This is a genomic window from Acetobacter sp. DsW_063, assembly GCF_002153745.1.
Lineage (GTDB): Bacteria > Pseudomonadota > Alphaproteobacteria > Acetobacterales > Acetobacteraceae > Acetobacter.
Genome location: NZ_JOPL01000094.1, coordinates 1 through 17,698, shown reverse-complemented (window position 1 = coordinate 17,698; position 17,698 = coordinate 1). Strand labels below are relative to the sequence as shown.

General features: G+C 58.4%; 16 protein-coding genes. 8 read left to right on the top strand and 8 right to left on the bottom strand.

The window, feature by feature from the left end; translation table 11 throughout:
* Positions 1 to 387: 387 nt before the first annotated feature.
* On the bottom strand, positions 388 to 1,035 hold the full coding sequence (locus HK28_RS11785; protein WP_086644753.1) for an SOS response-associated peptidase: 648 nt from the start codon (positions 1,033 to 1,035) through the stop codon (positions 388 to 390).
* A gap of 12 nt (positions 1,036 to 1,047) precedes the next feature.
* The gene (locus tag HK28_RS11780; protein WP_233140511.1) at positions 1,048 to 1,491 is read right to left on the bottom strand and encodes a UvrD-helicase domain-containing protein; all 444 of its coding nucleotides are present in this window, start codon (positions 1,489 to 1,491) and stop codon (positions 1,048 to 1,050) included.
* Positions 1,492 to 1,647: 156 nt separating this feature from the next.
* On the opposite strand from HK28_RS11780, the gene HK28_RS11775 reads away from it, so the two are divergent.
* From HK28_RS11775 to HK28_RS11750, 6 genes are all read left to right on the top strand, one after another.
* Positions 1,648 to 2,412 carry an ImuA family protein gene (locus tag HK28_RS11775; RefSeq protein WP_086644752.1) on the top strand — a complete coding sequence of 255 codons (765 nt, stop codon included), beginning with the start codon at positions 1,648 to 1,650 and terminating at the stop codon, positions 2,410 to 2,412.
* Positions 2,327 to 3,850 (top strand): DNA polymerase Y family protein, encoded by a 1,524-nt coding sequence (locus HK28_RS11770; RefSeq protein WP_255376472.1) that lies wholly within the window; start codon positions 2,327 to 2,329, stop codon positions 3,848 to 3,850. Before HK28_RS11775 ends, HK28_RS11770 begins: the two co-directional genes overlap by 86 nt.
* Entirely contained in the window at positions 3,847 to 7,020 is a 3,174-nt protein-coding gene (locus HK28_RS11765) for an error-prone DNA polymerase (RefSeq protein WP_086644750.1), read from the top strand. Before HK28_RS11770 ends, HK28_RS11765 begins: the two co-directional genes overlap by 4 nt.
* A gap of 474 nt (positions 7,021 to 7,494) precedes the next feature.
* On the top strand, positions 7,495 to 8,568 hold the full coding sequence (locus HK28_RS11760; RefSeq protein ID WP_086644749.1) for a catalase family peroxidase: 1,074 nt from the start codon (positions 7,495 to 7,497) through the stop codon (positions 8,566 to 8,568).
* The gene (locus HK28_RS11755) at positions 8,565 to 9,095 is read left to right on the top strand and encodes a cytochrome b (RefSeq protein ID WP_086644748.1); all 531 of its coding nucleotides are present in this window, start codon (positions 8,565 to 8,567) and stop codon (positions 9,093 to 9,095) included. The genes HK28_RS11760 and HK28_RS11755 overlap by 4 nt, the downstream gene beginning before the upstream one ends.
* 103 nt (positions 9,096 to 9,198) lie before the next feature.
* On the top strand, positions 9,199 to 10,161 hold the full coding sequence (locus HK28_RS11750; protein ID WP_086644747.1) for an alpha/beta fold hydrolase: 963 nt from the start codon (positions 9,199 to 9,201) through the stop codon (positions 10,159 to 10,161).
* A 32-nt stretch (positions 10,162 to 10,193) separates the two neighbouring features.
* On the opposite strand, the gene HK28_RS11745 is transcribed toward HK28_RS11750, so the two are convergent.
* On the bottom strand, positions 10,194 to 11,240 hold the full coding sequence (locus HK28_RS11745) for an AraC family transcriptional regulator (protein ID WP_086644746.1): 1,047 nt from the start codon (positions 11,238 to 11,240) through the stop codon (positions 10,194 to 10,196).
* A 311-nt stretch (positions 11,241 to 11,551) separates the two neighbouring features.
* On the opposite strand from HK28_RS11745, the gene HK28_RS11740 reads away from it, so the two are divergent.
* A complete protein-coding gene (locus tag HK28_RS11740) occupies positions 11,552 to 12,523 on the top strand; it encodes an oxidoreductase (protein WP_086644745.1) in 972 nt (323 codons plus the stop codon).
* Positions 12,524 to 12,692: 169 nt separating this feature from the next.
* A complete protein-coding gene (locus HK28_RS11735; RefSeq protein WP_086644744.1) occupies positions 12,693 to 13,607 on the top strand; it encodes a LysR family transcriptional regulator in 915 nt (304 codons plus the stop codon).
* 2 nt (positions 13,608 to 13,609) lie between these two features.
* Here the strand turns inward: HK28_RS11735 and HK28_RS11730 are convergent, their stop codons facing one another.
* The 5 genes from HK28_RS11730 to HK28_RS11710 form a co-directional block, all read right to left on the bottom strand.
* Positions 13,610 to 13,843 carry a DUF2274 domain-containing protein gene (locus HK28_RS11730; protein WP_086644743.1) on the bottom strand — a complete coding sequence of 78 codons (234 nt, stop codon included), beginning with the start codon at positions 13,841 to 13,843 and terminating at the stop codon, positions 13,610 to 13,612.
* Positions 13,840 to 15,015 carry a TrbI/VirB10 family protein gene (locus HK28_RS11725; protein ID WP_086644742.1) on the bottom strand — a complete coding sequence of 392 codons (1,176 nt, stop codon included), beginning with the start codon at positions 15,013 to 15,015 and terminating at the stop codon, positions 13,840 to 13,842. Before HK28_RS11725 ends, HK28_RS11730 begins: the two co-directional genes overlap by 4 nt.
* The gene (gene trbG / locus HK28_RS11720) at positions 15,012 to 16,013 is read right to left on the bottom strand and encodes a P-type conjugative transfer protein TrbG (RefSeq protein ID WP_086644741.1); all 1,002 of its coding nucleotides are present in this window, start codon (positions 16,011 to 16,013) and stop codon (positions 15,012 to 15,014) included. Before trbG ends, HK28_RS11725 begins: the two co-directional genes overlap by 4 nt.
* The gene (gene trbF, locus HK28_RS11715; protein ID WP_086644754.1) at positions 16,010 to 16,693 is read right to left on the bottom strand and encodes a conjugal transfer protein TrbF; all 684 of its coding nucleotides are present in this window, start codon (positions 16,691 to 16,693) and stop codon (positions 16,010 to 16,012) included. Before trbF ends, trbG begins: the two co-directional genes overlap by 4 nt.
* 5 nt (positions 16,694 to 16,698) lie before the next feature.
* Positions 16,699 to 17,698 (bottom strand): type IV secretion system protein (locus tag HK28_RS11710; RefSeq protein ID WP_086644740.1); only part of this gene is annotated, 1,000 nt, incomplete at its 5' end.

The window sequence follows — 17,698 nt, the reverse complement described above, 5'->3', positions numbered from 1 at the left end:
CCCGGGTAAACGGATAACATACATCGCCGCGAGGCCGATCAAGAGGAAGCCCAGGAAAGGCACAGCTAACGAGATCCCGGAAAAATTCAGATGCCAATACAACGTTAATGAAGCAAAGACGGCCCCGAAGAAACTCATGATAAGCGCGCCCCAAGCCCCCAATGATATTCTCCTTACATCTTCGTAACGGCATAGTAAGTCTGGCGCACGAATGAGTCGAGACAGATTATGATGGGAGGTTAAGCCAATATCTTCCCGGATTGGGCCGCTATCCGGACAGCCGGAATTTTCTCAAAGGGGTTAGGTTCAAGAAACGCCGCCGCCGTGGACGTCAGCTATAATATTCATTCAGCTGTTAGCAGACGTTCCGCTTGCCCCCCGTTGCAGTCATTCCAAAGGCCGTGGGGGATCGACACAAGCAAGCATACCATCCGACAAAGGCCTCTGAAGCCGCAGAGCCTCGCTGACAGGCGCATTCATCCAAACATCCAGTTCGTCTGGCTGCCTCAGAATGACCGGCATGGCCTTCGGATGGATCGCGCCGACTTCCCTGTTGGCTTCAGTGGTCAGAAACCCGAACAACTCATTCGTCGTCTCTCCATCAGCCAGTTTCCGCACGGATGTCCATCGGCACCAGATCCCGGCAAAGAAGGCCAATGGCTCTACGTCGCTGCGGGCAAACCACACAGGCCGTGATTTGCCATCCAGCCGGCGCTCAGGTTCCGAGAAGGCGGTCAGCGGCACCAGACAGCGGTGCTCCACCCCTTCCCAGCGCTTCCACCATGTCGAAGTCGGATTGCGGATATTGGTCACACCCCGATCCACTTTATGGCCTTTCAGGTAACCGGGCGGTGTCGGCATGCCCCAGCGGGCCATGACCAGTTCACGGCCGTTCTCGCCATTCCGCACGATCGGCGCCATGGTGTTCGGATAGATCTCGGGCAGCGGCTGAAGATTGCCCGTGCGGTCCTCAAGGACTTTGGCAATCTCCCGGATCGCCTGCGGGTTGGAGGTCATGGAATAGAGATTGCACATCCGCCTGCTCCCTTATGACCATATGCCGCGTAATCTGGCTGCCATATCGAAGGTCGGATCCATGCCGATCTGTTGGGCATACTCCCGCAGCAGCCGCGCACCGATGGAGTGGAACGTCCCAGACCAGGCCAACGCGTCCGCCAGAGGTCCGGCCTTGTCGCCCAGCACGGTTTTACAGATGCGCTCGACACGCCGTGTCATCTCAACACTGGCACGCCGGGAGAAGGTCAGCAGCATGATGCGTCGCGGATCAGCCCCCGAGGCGATCAGATGCGCCACCCGATGCGCAAGCGTGTTGGTCTTGCCCGATCCGGCGCCAGCGATGACCAGCAGCGGGGATGAATCCGCTCCGCCTGCCGAGACTCCGGTCCCGTGCGTCACGGCCTGCCGCTGCGCGTCATTCAGACGGGACAGATAATCGTCGCTGCCCGAAGCGGGAGAAGGTTCTGGATTCAATTCCTTAGCGCACTTTCATCAACAATACTGAGCCGACATTTGACACCAGCATGCCGGATACGAAGCGAATTTGCATTGACTTGCGTAGCACGACTGGAACAAATCAGGAACATATAATTAGGAAATTTGCCTGCATAAGGACCGTCGAGCCGTGACATGACTGCTGAAACCCATAAAAAACCCGGTCTGGAGACGCTGCGGGCCGCGATCAGCCGTCTCGAAGGGCACAACGACCGACGCCGTACGGTGCTGCCCTTTGGTGTGCGCGAAATCGACGCCCGTCTGCCCGGTGGCGGTCTGGCGCTGGGTGCCCTGCATGAGGTGGCAGGCGGCGGGAATGACGCCCTGCACAGTGCGGCCGCCGGTCAGTTCTGCGCCGGGATTGCAGCGCGCACGCGCGGCAAGGTGCTCTGGATTGTCACCCGTCAGGACGTATTCGCTCCCTCCCTGAAACAGGTGGGGCTGTCGGCACGACGAACCATTTTTGTCGAGGCCAGTTCGGACGTCGATGTGCTGGCCTGCTTCGAGGAAGGGCTGCGACATGGCGGTCTTGGGGCTGTAGTCGCCGAGGTGGCGCGTCTGTCCATGACGGCCTCACGTCGCCTGCAACTGGCGGCTGAAACGTCTGGTTCGCTTGGCATCGCGATACGCCGCTGGCGACGGCAGACGGATGCGGCGGATTTTGGTCAGCCAACCGCCAGTGTGACCCGATGGCGGGTTTCGGTCCTGCCATCCGTGCCGTTGCCGGTTCCCGGTGTCGGAAGACCGCGCTGGCTACTGGAACTGATCCGTGCGCGTGCGGGCGAATGTGCCGATTTTGAAGTGGAGGCCTGTGATGGCAAGGGTCGTCTCTCTTTACCTGCCACTCTGGCCGACGGATCGGATCAGGAAGCGGCTTGGACCAGACGCGCCCGCGCCTGAAACGCCGTTGGCCCTTGTCGGACGGGAAGGACGACGACGGGTCGTGTTGTCGGTCGATCTCTCCGCCCGCAAGTTGGGGCTGCGCCCAGGCATACCGGTGGCCAAGGCTCAGGCGCTCTATCCCGATCTGGTGCTGATGGATGCCGATCCCGAAGGCGACCGGCTCGGACTGGAAAAACTTGCCCTCTGGTTCCAGCACAGGATCGCGCCCATCGTGGCCGTTGACGCCCCGGACGGACTGGTTCTGGACACGACCGGTGCGGATCACCTGCATGGCGGTGAACTTCCCATGCTCAAGGATATAGTCCATCGCATGGCAGGAGCCGGGTTTCGGGCGAAGGCCGTTGTGGCAGACACATGGGGCGCTGCGCACGCACTGGCTCGCTATGGCCGGTTGGCGATTGCGGTTGTCCCTTCAGATAAAACGCCCTCTGCTCTGGCTGATCTTCCCGTGGAAGCACTCCGCCTGCCACCCACCATTATCGAAGGTCTGGCCACGCTGGGCGTATCCCGCATCGGACCACTGGCCGCCATGCCCCGCGCACCGCTGGCCTTGCGGTTCGGTCCTGATATCGCCCGCAGGCTGGATCAGGCGTTCGGGCGTATGGGTGAAGCCATCGTGCCAGTCCGCCCGGTTAATCCGGTCGAGGTCAGCCGTAATTTTGCCGAGCCGATCGGGGCCGCCGAAACCATAGCCAAATACATCGGCAAGCTGGTGCCACTGCTCTGCCAGGGTCTGGACGAACGTGGACAGGGCGTGCGCCGTCTTGATCTGCTGCTGCATCGGGTGGACAGCCGCACCGAGGCGATCCGCGTGGCGACCGCCATGCCGGTACGCGATGTGAAGCGCCTGACCCGCCTGCTGTGCGAGAAAATCGAAACGATCAATCCGGGCTTCGGCATCGAGCGCATGGTGCTGATCGCCTCTCTGGCGGAACCCATGGATCGGCGACAGACCGTGTCTTCCCTGATCGCAGAGGAAGAGACCGATGTGTCCGACCTGATCGACACACTGGCCAACCGTGTGGGCATGCAGGCGCTGTATCGCTTTGCCCCCGTGGAAAGCGATCTGCCCGAACGCTCCTTCTGCCGGGTATCGGCAATGGCCCCCGAGGAAACAAAGGACTGGCCGGAGCACTGGCCACGCCCTACCCGGCTGCTGGCACGCCCCGAGCCCGTGCAGGCCATGGCGGAACTGCCGGACCAGCCGCCGCTGTTCTTCATCTGGCGAGGCGTGCGGCGGAAGGTGAAATGCGCCGACGGGCCTGAGCGGGTCTTTGGCGAGTGGTGGAAAAATGACGCCGAGCTGACCATCGCCCGCGATTACTTCAGGGTGGAGGACACCAGCGGCGAGCGCTTCTGGCTTTACCGGGCTGGTGATGGTGAGCATGGTGAGACCGGCTCGCAAGGCTGGTTTTTGCACGGGATTTTCGGATGAGCGCCTCGGCACAGCGTTATGCCGAATTGCAGGTGACGACCTATTTCTCATTCCGGCGCGGGGCTTCCTCCCCCATTGAACTATTCGCCCAGGCAAAGACGCTTGGCATCGAGGCGCTGGGCATCTGTGACCGCAACTCTTTGGCCGGGATGGTGCAGGCCCATGTCGCGGCAAAAGAGGTCGGGCTCCGCCTTGTCGTGGGATGCCGTCTCGATCTGGCCGATTTCCCGCCCGTGCTGGTCTACCCGATGGACCGGGCAGCCTATGGCCGTCTCTGCCGTCTGCTGACCCTCGGCAAGGCGCGTGCCGGCAAAGGGAAATGCCGTCTTCTCTGGGAGGATCTGGTCGCGTGGGGTGAAGGCCAGATCGTTGTCATGCTCCCCGACACGGCAGACGATGCCTGCGCGCTGCATCTGCGCAAGCTGAAAGACGTCTTTGCCGATCGCGCCTACCTGGCCCTTACCCTCCTGCGTCGCCCCAATGACCAGATGCGGTTGTATGAACTGGCGAACCTGGCGCATCAGGCGCGTGTGCCAACAGTCGTGACCAATGACGTGCTGTTCCATACTCATGACCGGCGCATCCTGCAGGATATCGTCACCTGCATCCGGCACAACACCACGATCGACGAGGCCGGGTTCGTCCGCGAACGTCATGCCGACCGTTATCTCAAGCCACCGCAGGAGATGGCCCGGCTGTTCAGCCGTTACCTTGAAGCGGTCGCCCGCACCATGCAGATCGTGGAGCGCTGCCAGTTCTCACTTGATGATCTGGCCTACCAGTATCCCGATGAAGTATCCGTGCCCGGTCAGACACCCCAGCAGGCGCTGGAGACCCTGACATGGGAGGCTGCGGCACGCACCTATCCCGAAGGGCTTCCGGACGAAGTCCGCAAAAGCCTGAACCATGAACTCGGCCTGATCGGGCGCATGGAATACGCACCGTATTTCCTCACGGTGAACAGCATCGTCCGTTATGCCCGTAGCCAGGACATTCTCTGCCAGGGCCGTGGCTCGGCGGCCAATTCTGCTGTCTGCTACGTGCTCGGCATCACCGCCATTGATCCGGCCCGCAACTCCCTGCTGTTCGAACGCTTCGTCTCGGAAGAACGCGGCGAACCGCCGGATATCGATGTGGATTTCGAGCACGCACGACGCGAGCAGGTTATCCAGTGGGTCTATGAGCATTACGGTCGCGACCGGGCGGCCCTGACGGCAGTGGTCATCCGCTATCGCGCCAAGGCCGCCTTGCGGGATGTCGGCAAGGTCATGGGGTTGCCAGAAGATCTCATCCGCACACTCTCGGGCCAGATCCACGGCTGGGGCCGCAGGCTGGACGATGACGCCCTGACTGACAGCGGCATTGATCTGTCCGACCGGCGCATCCGTCTGACCCTTGATCTGGCCCGCTGCCTGATTGGCGTGCCGCGTCACTTGTCACAGCATCCCGGTGGTTTTGTGCTGACACATGACCGGCTGGATGAGCTTGTGCCCATTGAGCCTGCGTCGATGGAGCAGCGCCAGATTATTGAATGGGACAAGGACGATATCGACGTCCTGAAATTCATGAAGGTGGATATCCTGGCGCTGGGCATGCTGACCTGCATGAAAAAGGGGCTCGACCTGCTGACGGAACACAAGGGCCAGCACTTCACGCTTCAGAGCATTCCGGCCGAGGATCCGCGCACCTACGCCATGATCCGCAAGGCCGACACCATCGGTGTGTTCCAGATCGAGAGCCGGGCGCAGATGTCCATGCTGCCACGGCTCAAACCGCGCGTCTTTTATGACCTCGTCATTGAAGTGGCGATCGTACGGCCCGGCCCTATACAGGGCGACATGGTGCACCCTTATCTACGTCGCCGGGAGGGCCTTGAGCCCGAAGACTATCCGACACCCGAACTGGAAGCGGTTCTGAGCAAAACGCTAGGCATCCCGCTGTTTCAGGAACAGGCGATGCAGGTCGCCATGATCTGTGCGGGGTTTACCGCCGCCGAGGCCGATCAGCTGCGTCGGGCCATGGCAACGTTCAAGAATACGGGTACCGTCTCACAGTTTCAAAGACGTCTGATTGAGGGTATGCGTGCTAACGGCTATGATGAGGCTTTCGCCGAACGGATCTACCAGCAGCTCGAAGGGTTCGGGTCTTACGGATTTCCCGAGAGCCATGCGGCCAGTTTCGCCATTCTCGCCTATTCGTCGTCGTGGATGAAATGCACCCATCCGGACGTGTTTCTGGCCTCCCTTCTGAACTCGCAGCCAATGGGGTTCTATGCCCCGGCGCAACTTGTCCGCGATGCGCGGGAACATGGTGTGGAAATCCGGCCCGTTTGCGTCAACGCATCGCGCTGGGATAGCACGCTGGAAGGACCGGAAAGGCCAGACGGGATGTTCGCCGTGCGGCTGGGCATGAGTCTGGTCAAGGGGCTGGCCAATGACGATGCCGCCGGCATTGTTGCCGCTCGGGCCTCACGCCCGTTTACGTCGGTCGATGATCTGTGGCGTCGGGCGGGTGTCAAAGCAGCAGCCCTCACCCATCTGGCCGAGGCGGACGCGTTCCGACCCTCGCTCGGACTGGCACGGCGCGAGGCGCTCTGGGCGATCAAAGCTCTGCGCGATGAACCGCTGCCCCTGTTTGCGGCTGCGGAAGTAACGCGAGAAGCGGAGGAGCCGGATGTGCTGCTGCAGCCCATGCGCGACGGGGCGGAAGTGGTGCGGGATTACAACCGGCTTGGCCTGACCCTGCGGGATCATCCGCTGACCTTCCTACGCGAGGATCTTCAGGCCAGGGACATCATATCCTGTCGGCAGGCGCTGGCCGCGAAAGATGGGAAGCGTCTCACCGTGGCGGGGCTGGTTCTGGTCCGGCAGCGACCAGGATCGGCGGAAGGCGTAGTATTCCTAACGCTGGAGGATGAGACGGCCAACATGAACGTCATCATCTGGCCGGATATGTTCGATGCGAAACGGCGTGTGGTGCTGGGCGGGCAAATGCTGGCGGTGAAAGGCATGCTGCAAAAAGAAGGAGACGTCGTGCATCTGGTCGCGAAGGAGGTCATCGACCTCTCCGGATTACTGGCTGATGTAGGTAATCGTTCATCTACGAGGACCAACCATGATAGGGCTTCCGGAAGTGAGCATTTCGTCGTCAGATCCCGCAATTTCCACTGAGCAACGATGCCGTAGACAAAAGTCGCATTATCGTGAAGAGCCCTGTTTTAAGCCCCGCTTACGCTGGACTTTGATTCCATTTGTTTCCTATGAGCTGCCTGCGCGGGCTTTCGGGCAACAAAAAAACCTGGTTAGGGCGGATTTATCGTTTCCAATCAAAGATTTATACACGGTTGCGGAGGTATACCACAGCCGGCGCCGCGTGTCTGTGAGCCGGGGCCGGATGAGGCACTGGCAAAAGACATCGCAGCGGATGGGAAGATGCCCTGAATATAAATCGGACACGTTGAACGAACGCGCACATATTTCGGACGATTGAGCATTTAAAATTCGATCTTCCGCACCCTAAATAGATGAGCACTTACCCTTGGAGAGGTCAGAGATTGTCTTATGCCCTAAGTGGCCTTCAGAGGCATCTTAAACCACGCCCTTGTGCCAATTTGCCCGCATCGAGTCCGCAACAAGGAGATCAATATGAAACCTGAAACGCCGCTCGATATGCGGCATTCGGCCGGAGCAATTGCTGCTATCATGACGGTCGTCCTTCTTTCTGGAGCAGCGTTCGCTTACAGCGCCGGTTGGGTATCGCCTCGCCGTCTGACACCCGCAAAATTGGTTGCTTCTCTTGCTCCTCCAACAGGCTCAGCCCTGGGGCACAGACGTAATCATGCAAAAGGCATTTGCTTCACGGGGCATTTCGAAGCAAATGGTATCGGGAGGACGCTCTCGCACGCTCTTGTCTTTAATGCCGGACAATATCCAGTAGTCGGCCGTTTCAACACTGCGACGGCTGACCCCAATTCATCGGATGGCATCCAGCGTGTGCGAGGCATCGGCCTGAAAATCTCTACGCCGGATGGTCGTGAATGGCGGACGGCCATGATAGACGCACCTTTTTTCCCAGTTTCCACACCGCAAGCATTCTACGAATTACAAATTGCCTCGAAATCCACAAATCCCGACGCGATGAAAGAATTCACAGCACATCATCCCGAAATTACCCATTTTGGAGCGTGGGCCAAAAGTGCAGCATGGACCGGGAGCTACGCAGAAGAGCAGTATAATGCGCTCAATGCCTTTCGGTTTCTTGACAGTTCCGGTGGTTCTCACACAGTGAGATGGTCACTGGTTCCAAGGAGCAACGTGACCGCAGTCCCTCCGGAAGAACTCGCCAAGCGTGATCCAGACTTTCTGGAAACCGAAATTACTCAACGCGTTAGCGTAAGTCCCATTCAATGGGATCTAGTGATAACGGTCGCAGAGCCGGAAGATCCGACAACTGATCCCAGCAAGATGTGGCCGGACACACGACGCACTATCAATGTGGGAACGCTGGTCGTGAATAGGATCGAGCCAGAACGAGACGGTCCATGCCGCGACGTCAATTTTGATCCCACCGTCCTACCACCAGGAATAACAACTTCAGGCGATCCGTTCCCGGCCGCGCGTTCGGCAGCATATTCCAGATCCTTCAACAGTCGTACAGCTGAATATAAATACTATCCTCGCTCTATGTCAGTGGATACGAGTGAAAGAGCGCACCCATGACCTCTCCCGATCAATCACGATTTGCTCTCCCACAAAGACTTCTTCACTGGCTGATGGCGATATGCATTCTCGCCATGCTGTTTATCGGCGTAGGCATGGTATCCACAATCACGCCAAAATACCTGACGCTACTCAGCATCCATAAACCACTCGGGATCGCCATTCTGCTACTCGCTATTCTCCGTATCGGGATGCGAGTTCGATATGGTGCTCCAACTTTACCCGCAGGACTACCAGAACCAATCAAGCTCTCCGCCCGTCTCTCTCACTATTTTCTTTATGCTCTGATGGTCATGATGCCGTTGATTGGGTGGGGTATGCTATCGGCTGCTGGTTATCCGGTTATCGTGGCTGGCGTACAATTGCCTGCCATCCTCCCAATCAGTGACATATTACACACGCTGTTGTGGAACCTTCATTTCTATCTCGCATTCGCCTTCTTTGCTCTGATCTTGATACATACCGCAGCGGCGCTCTTCCACGCTTTGATCCGGCGAGACGGCGTCTTCCAAACAATGACACCATAAATTACCGGTCATGCGATGATCGACCTGCGGCAGCTACCCAAAACAACCTTCTGCTCAAAACACAGCCCAAAGCACGGGAATATTCCTCTTCAGAGAGTTACGCATGTCTGCACGAACAGAATTCCGCGAAACCGAGGTCACAGCCAATGGAATTACCATCCACATAACAGAGGCCGGTGAAGGTCCGGCGGTCATATTTTGTCATGGCTTTCCGGAAATTGGCTACTCGTGGCGCCATCAGATACGAGCATTGGCCATCGCAGGTTATAGGGCGATTGCTCCTGATATGCGGGGATACGGCAAAACGGATACGCCAAATTCCGTAACTTCCTACACGACCCTTCATAGCGTAGGGGATATGGTTGCCATTTTGGACGCGTTCAATATCTCGTCCGCCGTGATTGTCGGGCATGATTGGGGCGCTCCGGTAGCATGGACTGCCGCCATGGTACGTCCGGACCGATTTCGTGCCGTCGTCGGTATCGCCGTTCCTTATGTTGCGCGCGGAGCAGCGAGCGATCTGGATGTTTGGAGACAGGCCGGTCGCAACGATTTTTATCAGCTATATTTCCAGAATCCTGGCGTTGCCGAGGTAAATATCGAAAGCAATCTGGATGCCTTCCTAAATGGTCTGTTCTGGTCCCTCGCCGGGAAAGTCGACGACGAACATCGTTGGACTGCCTTTGTTCCGAAACAGGGTTTTCTTGCAAGCTTAAGCCAGCCGCCGCAACCTCTGACGTGGATCAGTGAGCAGGATCTTGAAGGCTACAAAGAAAACCTAACTCGAACAGGACTACGCGGTCCCCTTAGCTGGTATCGGAATATTGATCTAAACTGGCAATTGCATGCTTTTTTCGAAGGACGAAAAATTATCCAACCGGCATTGTTTATCTGCGGAAACCGTGATCCAATTTATACTTGGCTAAAGCCGGCGATTGACGCCTTACCTAATAATCTGCCCAATTTGCGCGACACAGTCATTCTTTCGGATGTTGGCCATTGGACTCAGCAGGAGGATCCCGCGACAGTCAATGCTTCACTAATAAACTTTCTCAACGGTCTCTAATTTTTTAAATATCTTTATTCATAGTATAATAATTAAATTTTTCGTTGAATGTCTCCAGTTTCAACTTGTTCTCTAAGCTCAGGAGCCCGCCGTTTCCCATGATGGCGGTGTCTCAAATAGTTCTGCATAGATTCCTTACGAAAGCGTCCAGGAGAACAACCGGTCGCCCGGCTAAACGCATTACTGAATGCGCTTTCAGAACCGTAACCAAGAGACCAAGCTATATCCGCTACCGAGTGGTCGGTTTCACTCAGTTCCCTCTCTGCTAATCGCATGCGCCAATTCAGAACATAAGTCAGAGGAGGCACCCCGACGATTTCACGAAATCTCACCGCAAATGATGTACGAGACATTCCGGATAGCTTCGCCAGTTCCTCCAAATTCCAGGCATGCGCAGGTTCGGCATGTATCCTGCGTAGCGCGACCGAAATACGCTTGTCGTCAAGCGCGGTCAGCCAACCAGTGGCTATAGATTTTGCAGCCTCAATATGGAGCCGTAGCGCTTCAACGAAGAGCAGTTTCGCAAGATGCGTAATTGCGATCACCGACCCAGCTCTCTGACGCAAGGTTTCCTCGGCTAACTCTGTCAGAATCCAGCGCAGTTTTGTCGCTTCTGTAGTCTGGCCATTTACATGAATCATCGGAGGAAGACTTGCACGAAGAAAACCGCATCGTTGTTCGTCAACCTCCACCAGTCCCCCAATCATCACGAAATCGGAACCGTCACCAATCCGGAAGTTGCCTTCCGCATCACGTTTCAGGGGCGCGTCACTAGCACCCTCAAGACCATCTACTCTGCTAGCCAGGATGATCGACGGAGCCCCGTTCGTTATCACGACATCACCAGCCTGAAAGACAGTCGCTTCTACGCCGCTGGATTCCTTTAATATCCAGCAACTCCCTTTTACCACAGCAAGGAATTTCACTGTCTCATTACGCTGAAACTTCCGCGACCATTCGTTTCCCGCGAAAAGCTTGCCTGTTAGGACACACCTCGCATTGGCAAGATTAAGGACGTCGGAAAGGGGATCTGAGTTCATTTTCGCACTATCGCGCATAAATATTGCACGATCAAGCATCCATAATTCCGTATCAACAGCCGTATATAGAACGCTCTCATTAGCGACAGAGCATCTAACACTTTGTCACCCGTAAACGCTCAAGGCCTGCGCGTAAGCCCTCTTTGCCTCGGCACCATGACCTTTCGGCTAGCGAACCAGTGAAGAAGAGTCCCCTACAATGCTCGGCACGACACAGGCGGGACTGTTCGCTCATCCCATGCTGCCTTTCTGCTTTGAACGATCGATGGGAAAAATAGGATTATTGAGCATTAATAATCCTGCGTCAGGGGATAGCCTTAGCTCTGATATATTTAGAGGAATTTAGTAATATGCCTACAATACAAGCCCCAATCGGTTCCGGTTTCGACGCGCACACGACAGCCGTCGAGGTCATTCAAGGATGCGATCTCACCGGCAAGACCGCGATCGTTACCGGCGGTTATTCTGGTATCGGCCTTATCACGGCTCGGACCCTGGCAGGTGCCGGTGCCAGAGTTATCGTACCAGCCCGCCATCAGGAAAAAGCCCGTGAAGCTTTAACTCCTTATCCTGAACTCGAACCTGAATCACTCGATCTCATTGATCCAGCTTCAATCGACGCATTCGCTGATCGTTTCCTTGCTACCGGTCAATCATTGCATATCCTAGTGAACAATGCTGGCATCATGGCCCCTCCATTGGTTCGGGACAGTCGAGGATATGAGTCACAGTTCGCGACCAACCATCTGGGTCATTTCCAACTGACCGCGCGGCTGTGGCCCGCCCTCCGCGGGGCTGAAGGAGCGCGCGTCGTATCCCTGTCCTCGCGCGGGCATATGCGTAGTCCAGTTGATTTCGATGACTGGAATTTTGAACATCGTTCGTATGATCGTTGGATCGCCTACGGGCAGTCGAAATCAGCCAATGCACTCTTTGCCGTAGCTCTGGATGAAATCGGTGCAGACAAAGGAGTCCGTGCATTTTCCGTCCATCCGGGCGGCATCATCACCGATCTGGTTCGGTATATGGTACCGGAAGAACTACGCGCCGCCGGTGCGATTGATGAACATGGCACGCCAATCATCGACCCGGACAATAACATGAAAACCCCGGAGCAAGGCGCGGCAACATCCATCTGGTGCGCTACAAGTCGGCAGCTTGATGGCAAAGGCGGAGTTTATTGCGAGAATGTTGACATCGCAGTCGCTGAGCCAGCTGATTCGAAGAGCCTGCTTGGAGTACGGCCCTGGGCAACAGATCCAGTCCTTGCACGGCGTCTCTGGACTCTTAGCGAACAGTTGACCGGCAAGACGTTGACCTAACGCTGGCAAGTCAGGAAACAGGCGCGCCAGCACGCAATAGGTAATATTCAATTAAGGTTGCTTCATCTCTGGTGCGTCATGTCGTCACGACCGACATGACGTTCTTTCAAGTGATGGCAAATAATGACGTTTTATCGTCTTTTACTGACAGTAACTGGGTCAAATCCGAGTGAAACGTCCTCCATTCGACCTATGGCAACTGCTGTGCGTGCGGGCGATCGCCGAACACGGCAGTATCCATGGCGCGGCGCGCTTCCTGAACACAAGGCAGTCGGCCGTCAGCCGGTCCCTGCACAACCTTGAGGAGCGGCTGAATGTCAGGCTCTTCACCCGCTCTCCGGTTGGTGCCGCACCAACTGCGTTCGGCCAGGAATTTATCCGCTGGACCCAGACGATTCTGGACAATGTGGCCGGTATGAACGCCCGCGCACGGCGAACGGGCAAGGGCGAAAACGGCCAGATCTCCGTCGGCATCCAGACCTGCGTCCTGCCTGGAAGACTTTCCGCCTTCATAGCGGAGTTCCGAACCACGCATCCTGATATCATCTTTCGTTATTCCGAAGGCACAGGCAAAAGGCTTTTACGTCGTCTCCAGCGCGGACAGATCGATTTCGCGGTCGTCACACGTCGCAATCTGGCTCCAGCCCTGCGGGTCACACCTCTGTGGAGCGACCGCATCGTCGCGGCGCTCCCGGTCAGTCATTCACTGGCAACCCAGCGCGAAATCTCATGGCCTGATCTACGACACGATATATTCCTGATCGGACGGGATAACGCGGGTCAGGATTTCGAGGCACTTATCCAGCGCAAACTTGGAGAGCCAGGGATCCGCCCGAAAATTCGGCGCCATGATATCGGCAGCAACCGGATCATAGCACTCGTCCAGAACAACGAAGGCGTCGCCCTGCTCCCTGCGTCGTGGCTGCCGCTTGTCCACGATCAGCATGGGCACGATGTCGCAATCACGGACATACGTGACGCGAACGGTTCGTCTCATCTGGAATTCGGAATCGTCTGGCGACCCGACAATGAGAATCCCTGCGCCCGGAGCTTCGCCCGATATCTCGAAGCCCGCAGAGCATGAAACTATCCCCCCGACACCACCGCTTTTTCCTTTCTCCGAGCCCTGGCGAACCCCTTATCTGACATCATGAACTGCCGGAGCATGGGCGCGACCAGCCGGGCCGGGTCCATTACTCCGTCGTTGCCAGAAAGAAGTGCTGCATAAGCCAGCAGATCGCAATAAACGTCAGGTGGTAACGCTACGGTCATTTTCACCGGTTTCTCGTCAGGAAGTTCCCTGATTTTCAACTCTGTCATCGTGGATGTCCTCCATTCTGGTAAGGCTTGAGTAACAGGTCGTGTCCAACAAGAACCGTGAACGGCAGCCCGGGCCGATCGGTCAGGGTCGGCTGGACATTGAGACTGCGATCGATCAGCCGGTTGCCGACCACCGAGAAGCCGTTGCTGGCCCCGCTGCGGATAGCCTGGGCCAGATTGTTCTCGCTCTGGCTGGTTCCGGCCTCTGACCCGACGCTGAGAAGCGTGGTCACAATGGCGGCTTTGAAGAGCTGACCCCAGTGATTGTTCACCTCATCGGACAGGCCCGACTGGCCGATGGCGTCGCCGCCCGGCAGCTTCTCCAGCACGAGGCTGTCACCATTCGGGAAGATCAGCCGCGCCCAGATGATCTGGGTGCGCTGCTGCCCGAAAGAAATCCCGCTGTTATAGGCCCCGAACAGCAGGCTTCCCTGCGGGATCAGCAGGAAGCGTCCGGTCGGGCTGTCATAGACATTCTGGGTCACATGCCCGGTAATCTGGCCCGGCAGATCGGAGCTGATTTTCGTGTTCAATGCGCCCGCGATGACAGTACCGGCCTGAAGCACATAGGGCGAAACTGGCGGAATGATGCGATCCGGGCTGGTCATCAGCCGGTCAGGCTGGCCCGCCAGAAAGGCCCCGTTGCCAGATTGTGCGTTCGTCGCAGGGGACGGATTTACCTGGGAGGGAGAGGCACTTGGCGCTGGTGGGGCCTGCTCGCTGCCCCTGTCACGGTCCCCCGTCTGCACGAACAATTTGCTGGCGATCGCAGCCTCCACCTCCTGCGCAGCCCGCTGGTCATCGCCGCCGGACGCCGCCCTTCCCTGCTCCTGCGCGTGCAGAATGGTATGCCCCAGATCACCAGGCAGCGCAGGTCCAAGTTTCGGCACGTCCTTGCCGACATAATCGGACGGCAGCCCTGCCAGACCATCGGCGGATGGGCGGGCATCCGTGTCTTGGCTGGCGGCCGAGGGTGAAGTCTGACGGCTGCTTTCCAACGCATAGCCCAAGGCAAACGCCACCGCGATCATGCCTACACCCCCCAGTGACCAGACCACGGTGCGTGACAGCCGTACCACACGGGGGCGTTCTGCCCGCAGGCGCAGATCGGGCGGCGGGGATGCTGCGGGTGCGGCAGGATTACCCTCGTCTGCTGAGATCTCCCCACTCATGTCCGTCGCCCGTCCGTTCGCACGATCCGCACTCGCTGTTCGGAGTGTTTGTCACCCAGCCGCAGCTCGGCGGCGGCGAACAGCCGGTCCACGATCATCCAGTTCTGCCGTACCCGGTAGTTGACCAGTTCCGGCCCGCCGTCGGCTCCGAGCACGAACAGTGGCGGCAGTTCCCCCTGCCCGATCCCCGATGGGAAGGCGATATAGACCTTGTGCCCGTCATCGAACGCCCGGTTCGGGAGCCAGGGCGGTGTGCCCCCTTTCACCGGCTGGATGGCGTAACGGAAATTCAGGGCATCGAGAGTAAGGCCCGTTTCAATGGGCGTTTCGTCATCGGCAGCGCTGTCCTGCCGACGCAGTGCGATCAGGTCATCTTCTGGATAGTCCCACGACACCGACGCCATATACGTGGCAGGTGTGGAGCGCAGTTCGGCCAGATACGTCCGCCGGTCTGTGTTGACGATCAGGTTCGTGGTGATATCCGGGCGCGTGGGTTTGACCAGAATATGGATGCGTTTGGTTGTCCCTGCTCCGCTTTCAGTATCGCCAATGATCCATCGTACCGTATCCCCGGCGGCGACCGGCCCGCTGCCAACCAGCTTTTCGCCCTGCTGGAGCATGATGTCGGTAATTTCTCCCGGCGAGGTATAGACCTGATAAAGAGCCCCTGGAGAATAGGGATAGACCTGCACGGCATTGATGAACCCCGCACGTGTGGGTTGTATCCGCGCCGCCAGATTGGCCTGGGTCACGCGCGCGGTCGGATCAGGAACGTCCGCTGGTGGAAGGATCACACGTCGGGCTGGCAGCGGCTTGAGTTGCCCCGGCAAGGGAAGCGGTCTGGGGACTTCAACCACCTGAACCGGCTTCGGTGGATCAGGAATCCTCGTTGCGCGTGCGGCATCGTCATAACGAATGACAGGCGGGTGATACTGCTGCGCGCAGCCCGCCAGAGGCAGGATCAGCGGCGGCAGGACACGAAGAGCACGACGGATCATTGACCAAGCTCCTTCGACCAGTTGATGGCGGAGACGTAGATACCCAGCGGGTTCTTATGGAGATGATCTGCATCGCGCGGCGTGCGCAGAACGATGGACACGATGGCCGTCCATCGCTCCGTGCCGGTAAAGGCGCCATCGCGATAGTGCCGCTCGGTCCAGGCAACACGGAAACTGCCGGGCGAAGCGCGGATCACCGAGGCGATGTCCACCTCGATCTGCTCATGTCCGATGCGTGAGAAGGGATCGTTGAGACGGGCATAGTCGTTCAGCGCCACAGCCCCCGATGTCGTGGTGAAATCGTAGGCCCGCAGCCAGTTGTGCCGAACCACAACGGCATCCGACGACAGACCACGGACATCGCCAATGAACTGCGCCAGATACCACGCGATCTGTGGATCGGCGGGCGTATAACCCGCTGTCGCCGGAGCCACGACCTGCGCCTGCCCCAGGTGATCGACCTGCACCACCCACGGCACAATCGTGCCACGGGCCGACTGCCAGACCATGCCGGCCCCGAGGGCAGCGGACAGGAACAGCGACCCGAACGCCATCAGGCGCCAGTTTCGCGCTTGCACGCGGGCGGAGCCGATCCGATCATCCCAGATCTGCGCCGCTTTCTGATAAGGTGTCACGGGCTCGGGCGTGGTCCCGTAGCGTGAGGTGGAGCGACGGAACATCGTCCTCATTCCTTTTCCGAGAGATCAATGCTGGAACTTCCGCCGCCGCCATCGGCCGAGCGGATGACATGGGCCGCTTCGGCGGCATGGGTTGCGGCATTGCGGCGCTTCATGTTTCGCGCCCAGCGGGGTGCCGTGCCTTCGGGGCCAGAGCCGCCACCGCCATTACCTGACGGGCTGCCGGCCGACCCGGCACCCGCATCAGACCCTCCCGTGAAGCGTCCACCTGTCGCGGTAAAAGCGCCTCGCGCGCCCTCGCCGTAGCTCTGCTTCATGGCGGTCGCCGCAGAGGACATTTTACTCTTCACGGCATTTGCGGCAGCACTACCTGGCGCGCGGGCGACACCGCCGAGCCCTGCTGCCATGCGGGCACCGGCAGTTTCGCCAGCAGCATTCATGGCGCCCATGGAATAAGCCGTATTGGCCGCACCCGCGATCGCAGCTCCGCCACGTGCAGCAGCAGCTGTCGCACCGACGGCTGCGGCGCCGCCAGAAGCGACAGCTCCGACACCGGCCACCGCAGCCGCCCCCATCGCGCCGACCGCCATACCGGTACCGACAGCAGCCCCTGCCCCGAGCTGGGGCGCGCCGGAGATCAGCCCATTGGCGATGCTGCCGCCATAAATGGACAGGCCGACAATCGCGAGCGAGGCCAGCACCACCGATACGGATTGCCCGATCGTGGGAACATCGCTGCCGTAGGAGACGGTGAACTGTTCGAACAATACAGACGCGACGGCGGAAATAACCGCCAGCACCATGATCTTCACGCCCGAGGACACGACATTCCCCAGCACCTTCTCGGCAAGAAAGGCGGTGCGATTGAACAGGGCGAACGGGATCAGCACGAAGCCTGCCAGCGTGGTCAGCTTGAATTCGATCAGGGCGACAAAAAGCTGCACGGCCAGAATAAAGAACGCCGCCAGCACGATCAGCCAGGACAGACAGAGCACGAAGATCTGGATGAAATTCGTAAAGAAGGCGACAGGACCAAGCAGATTGTGG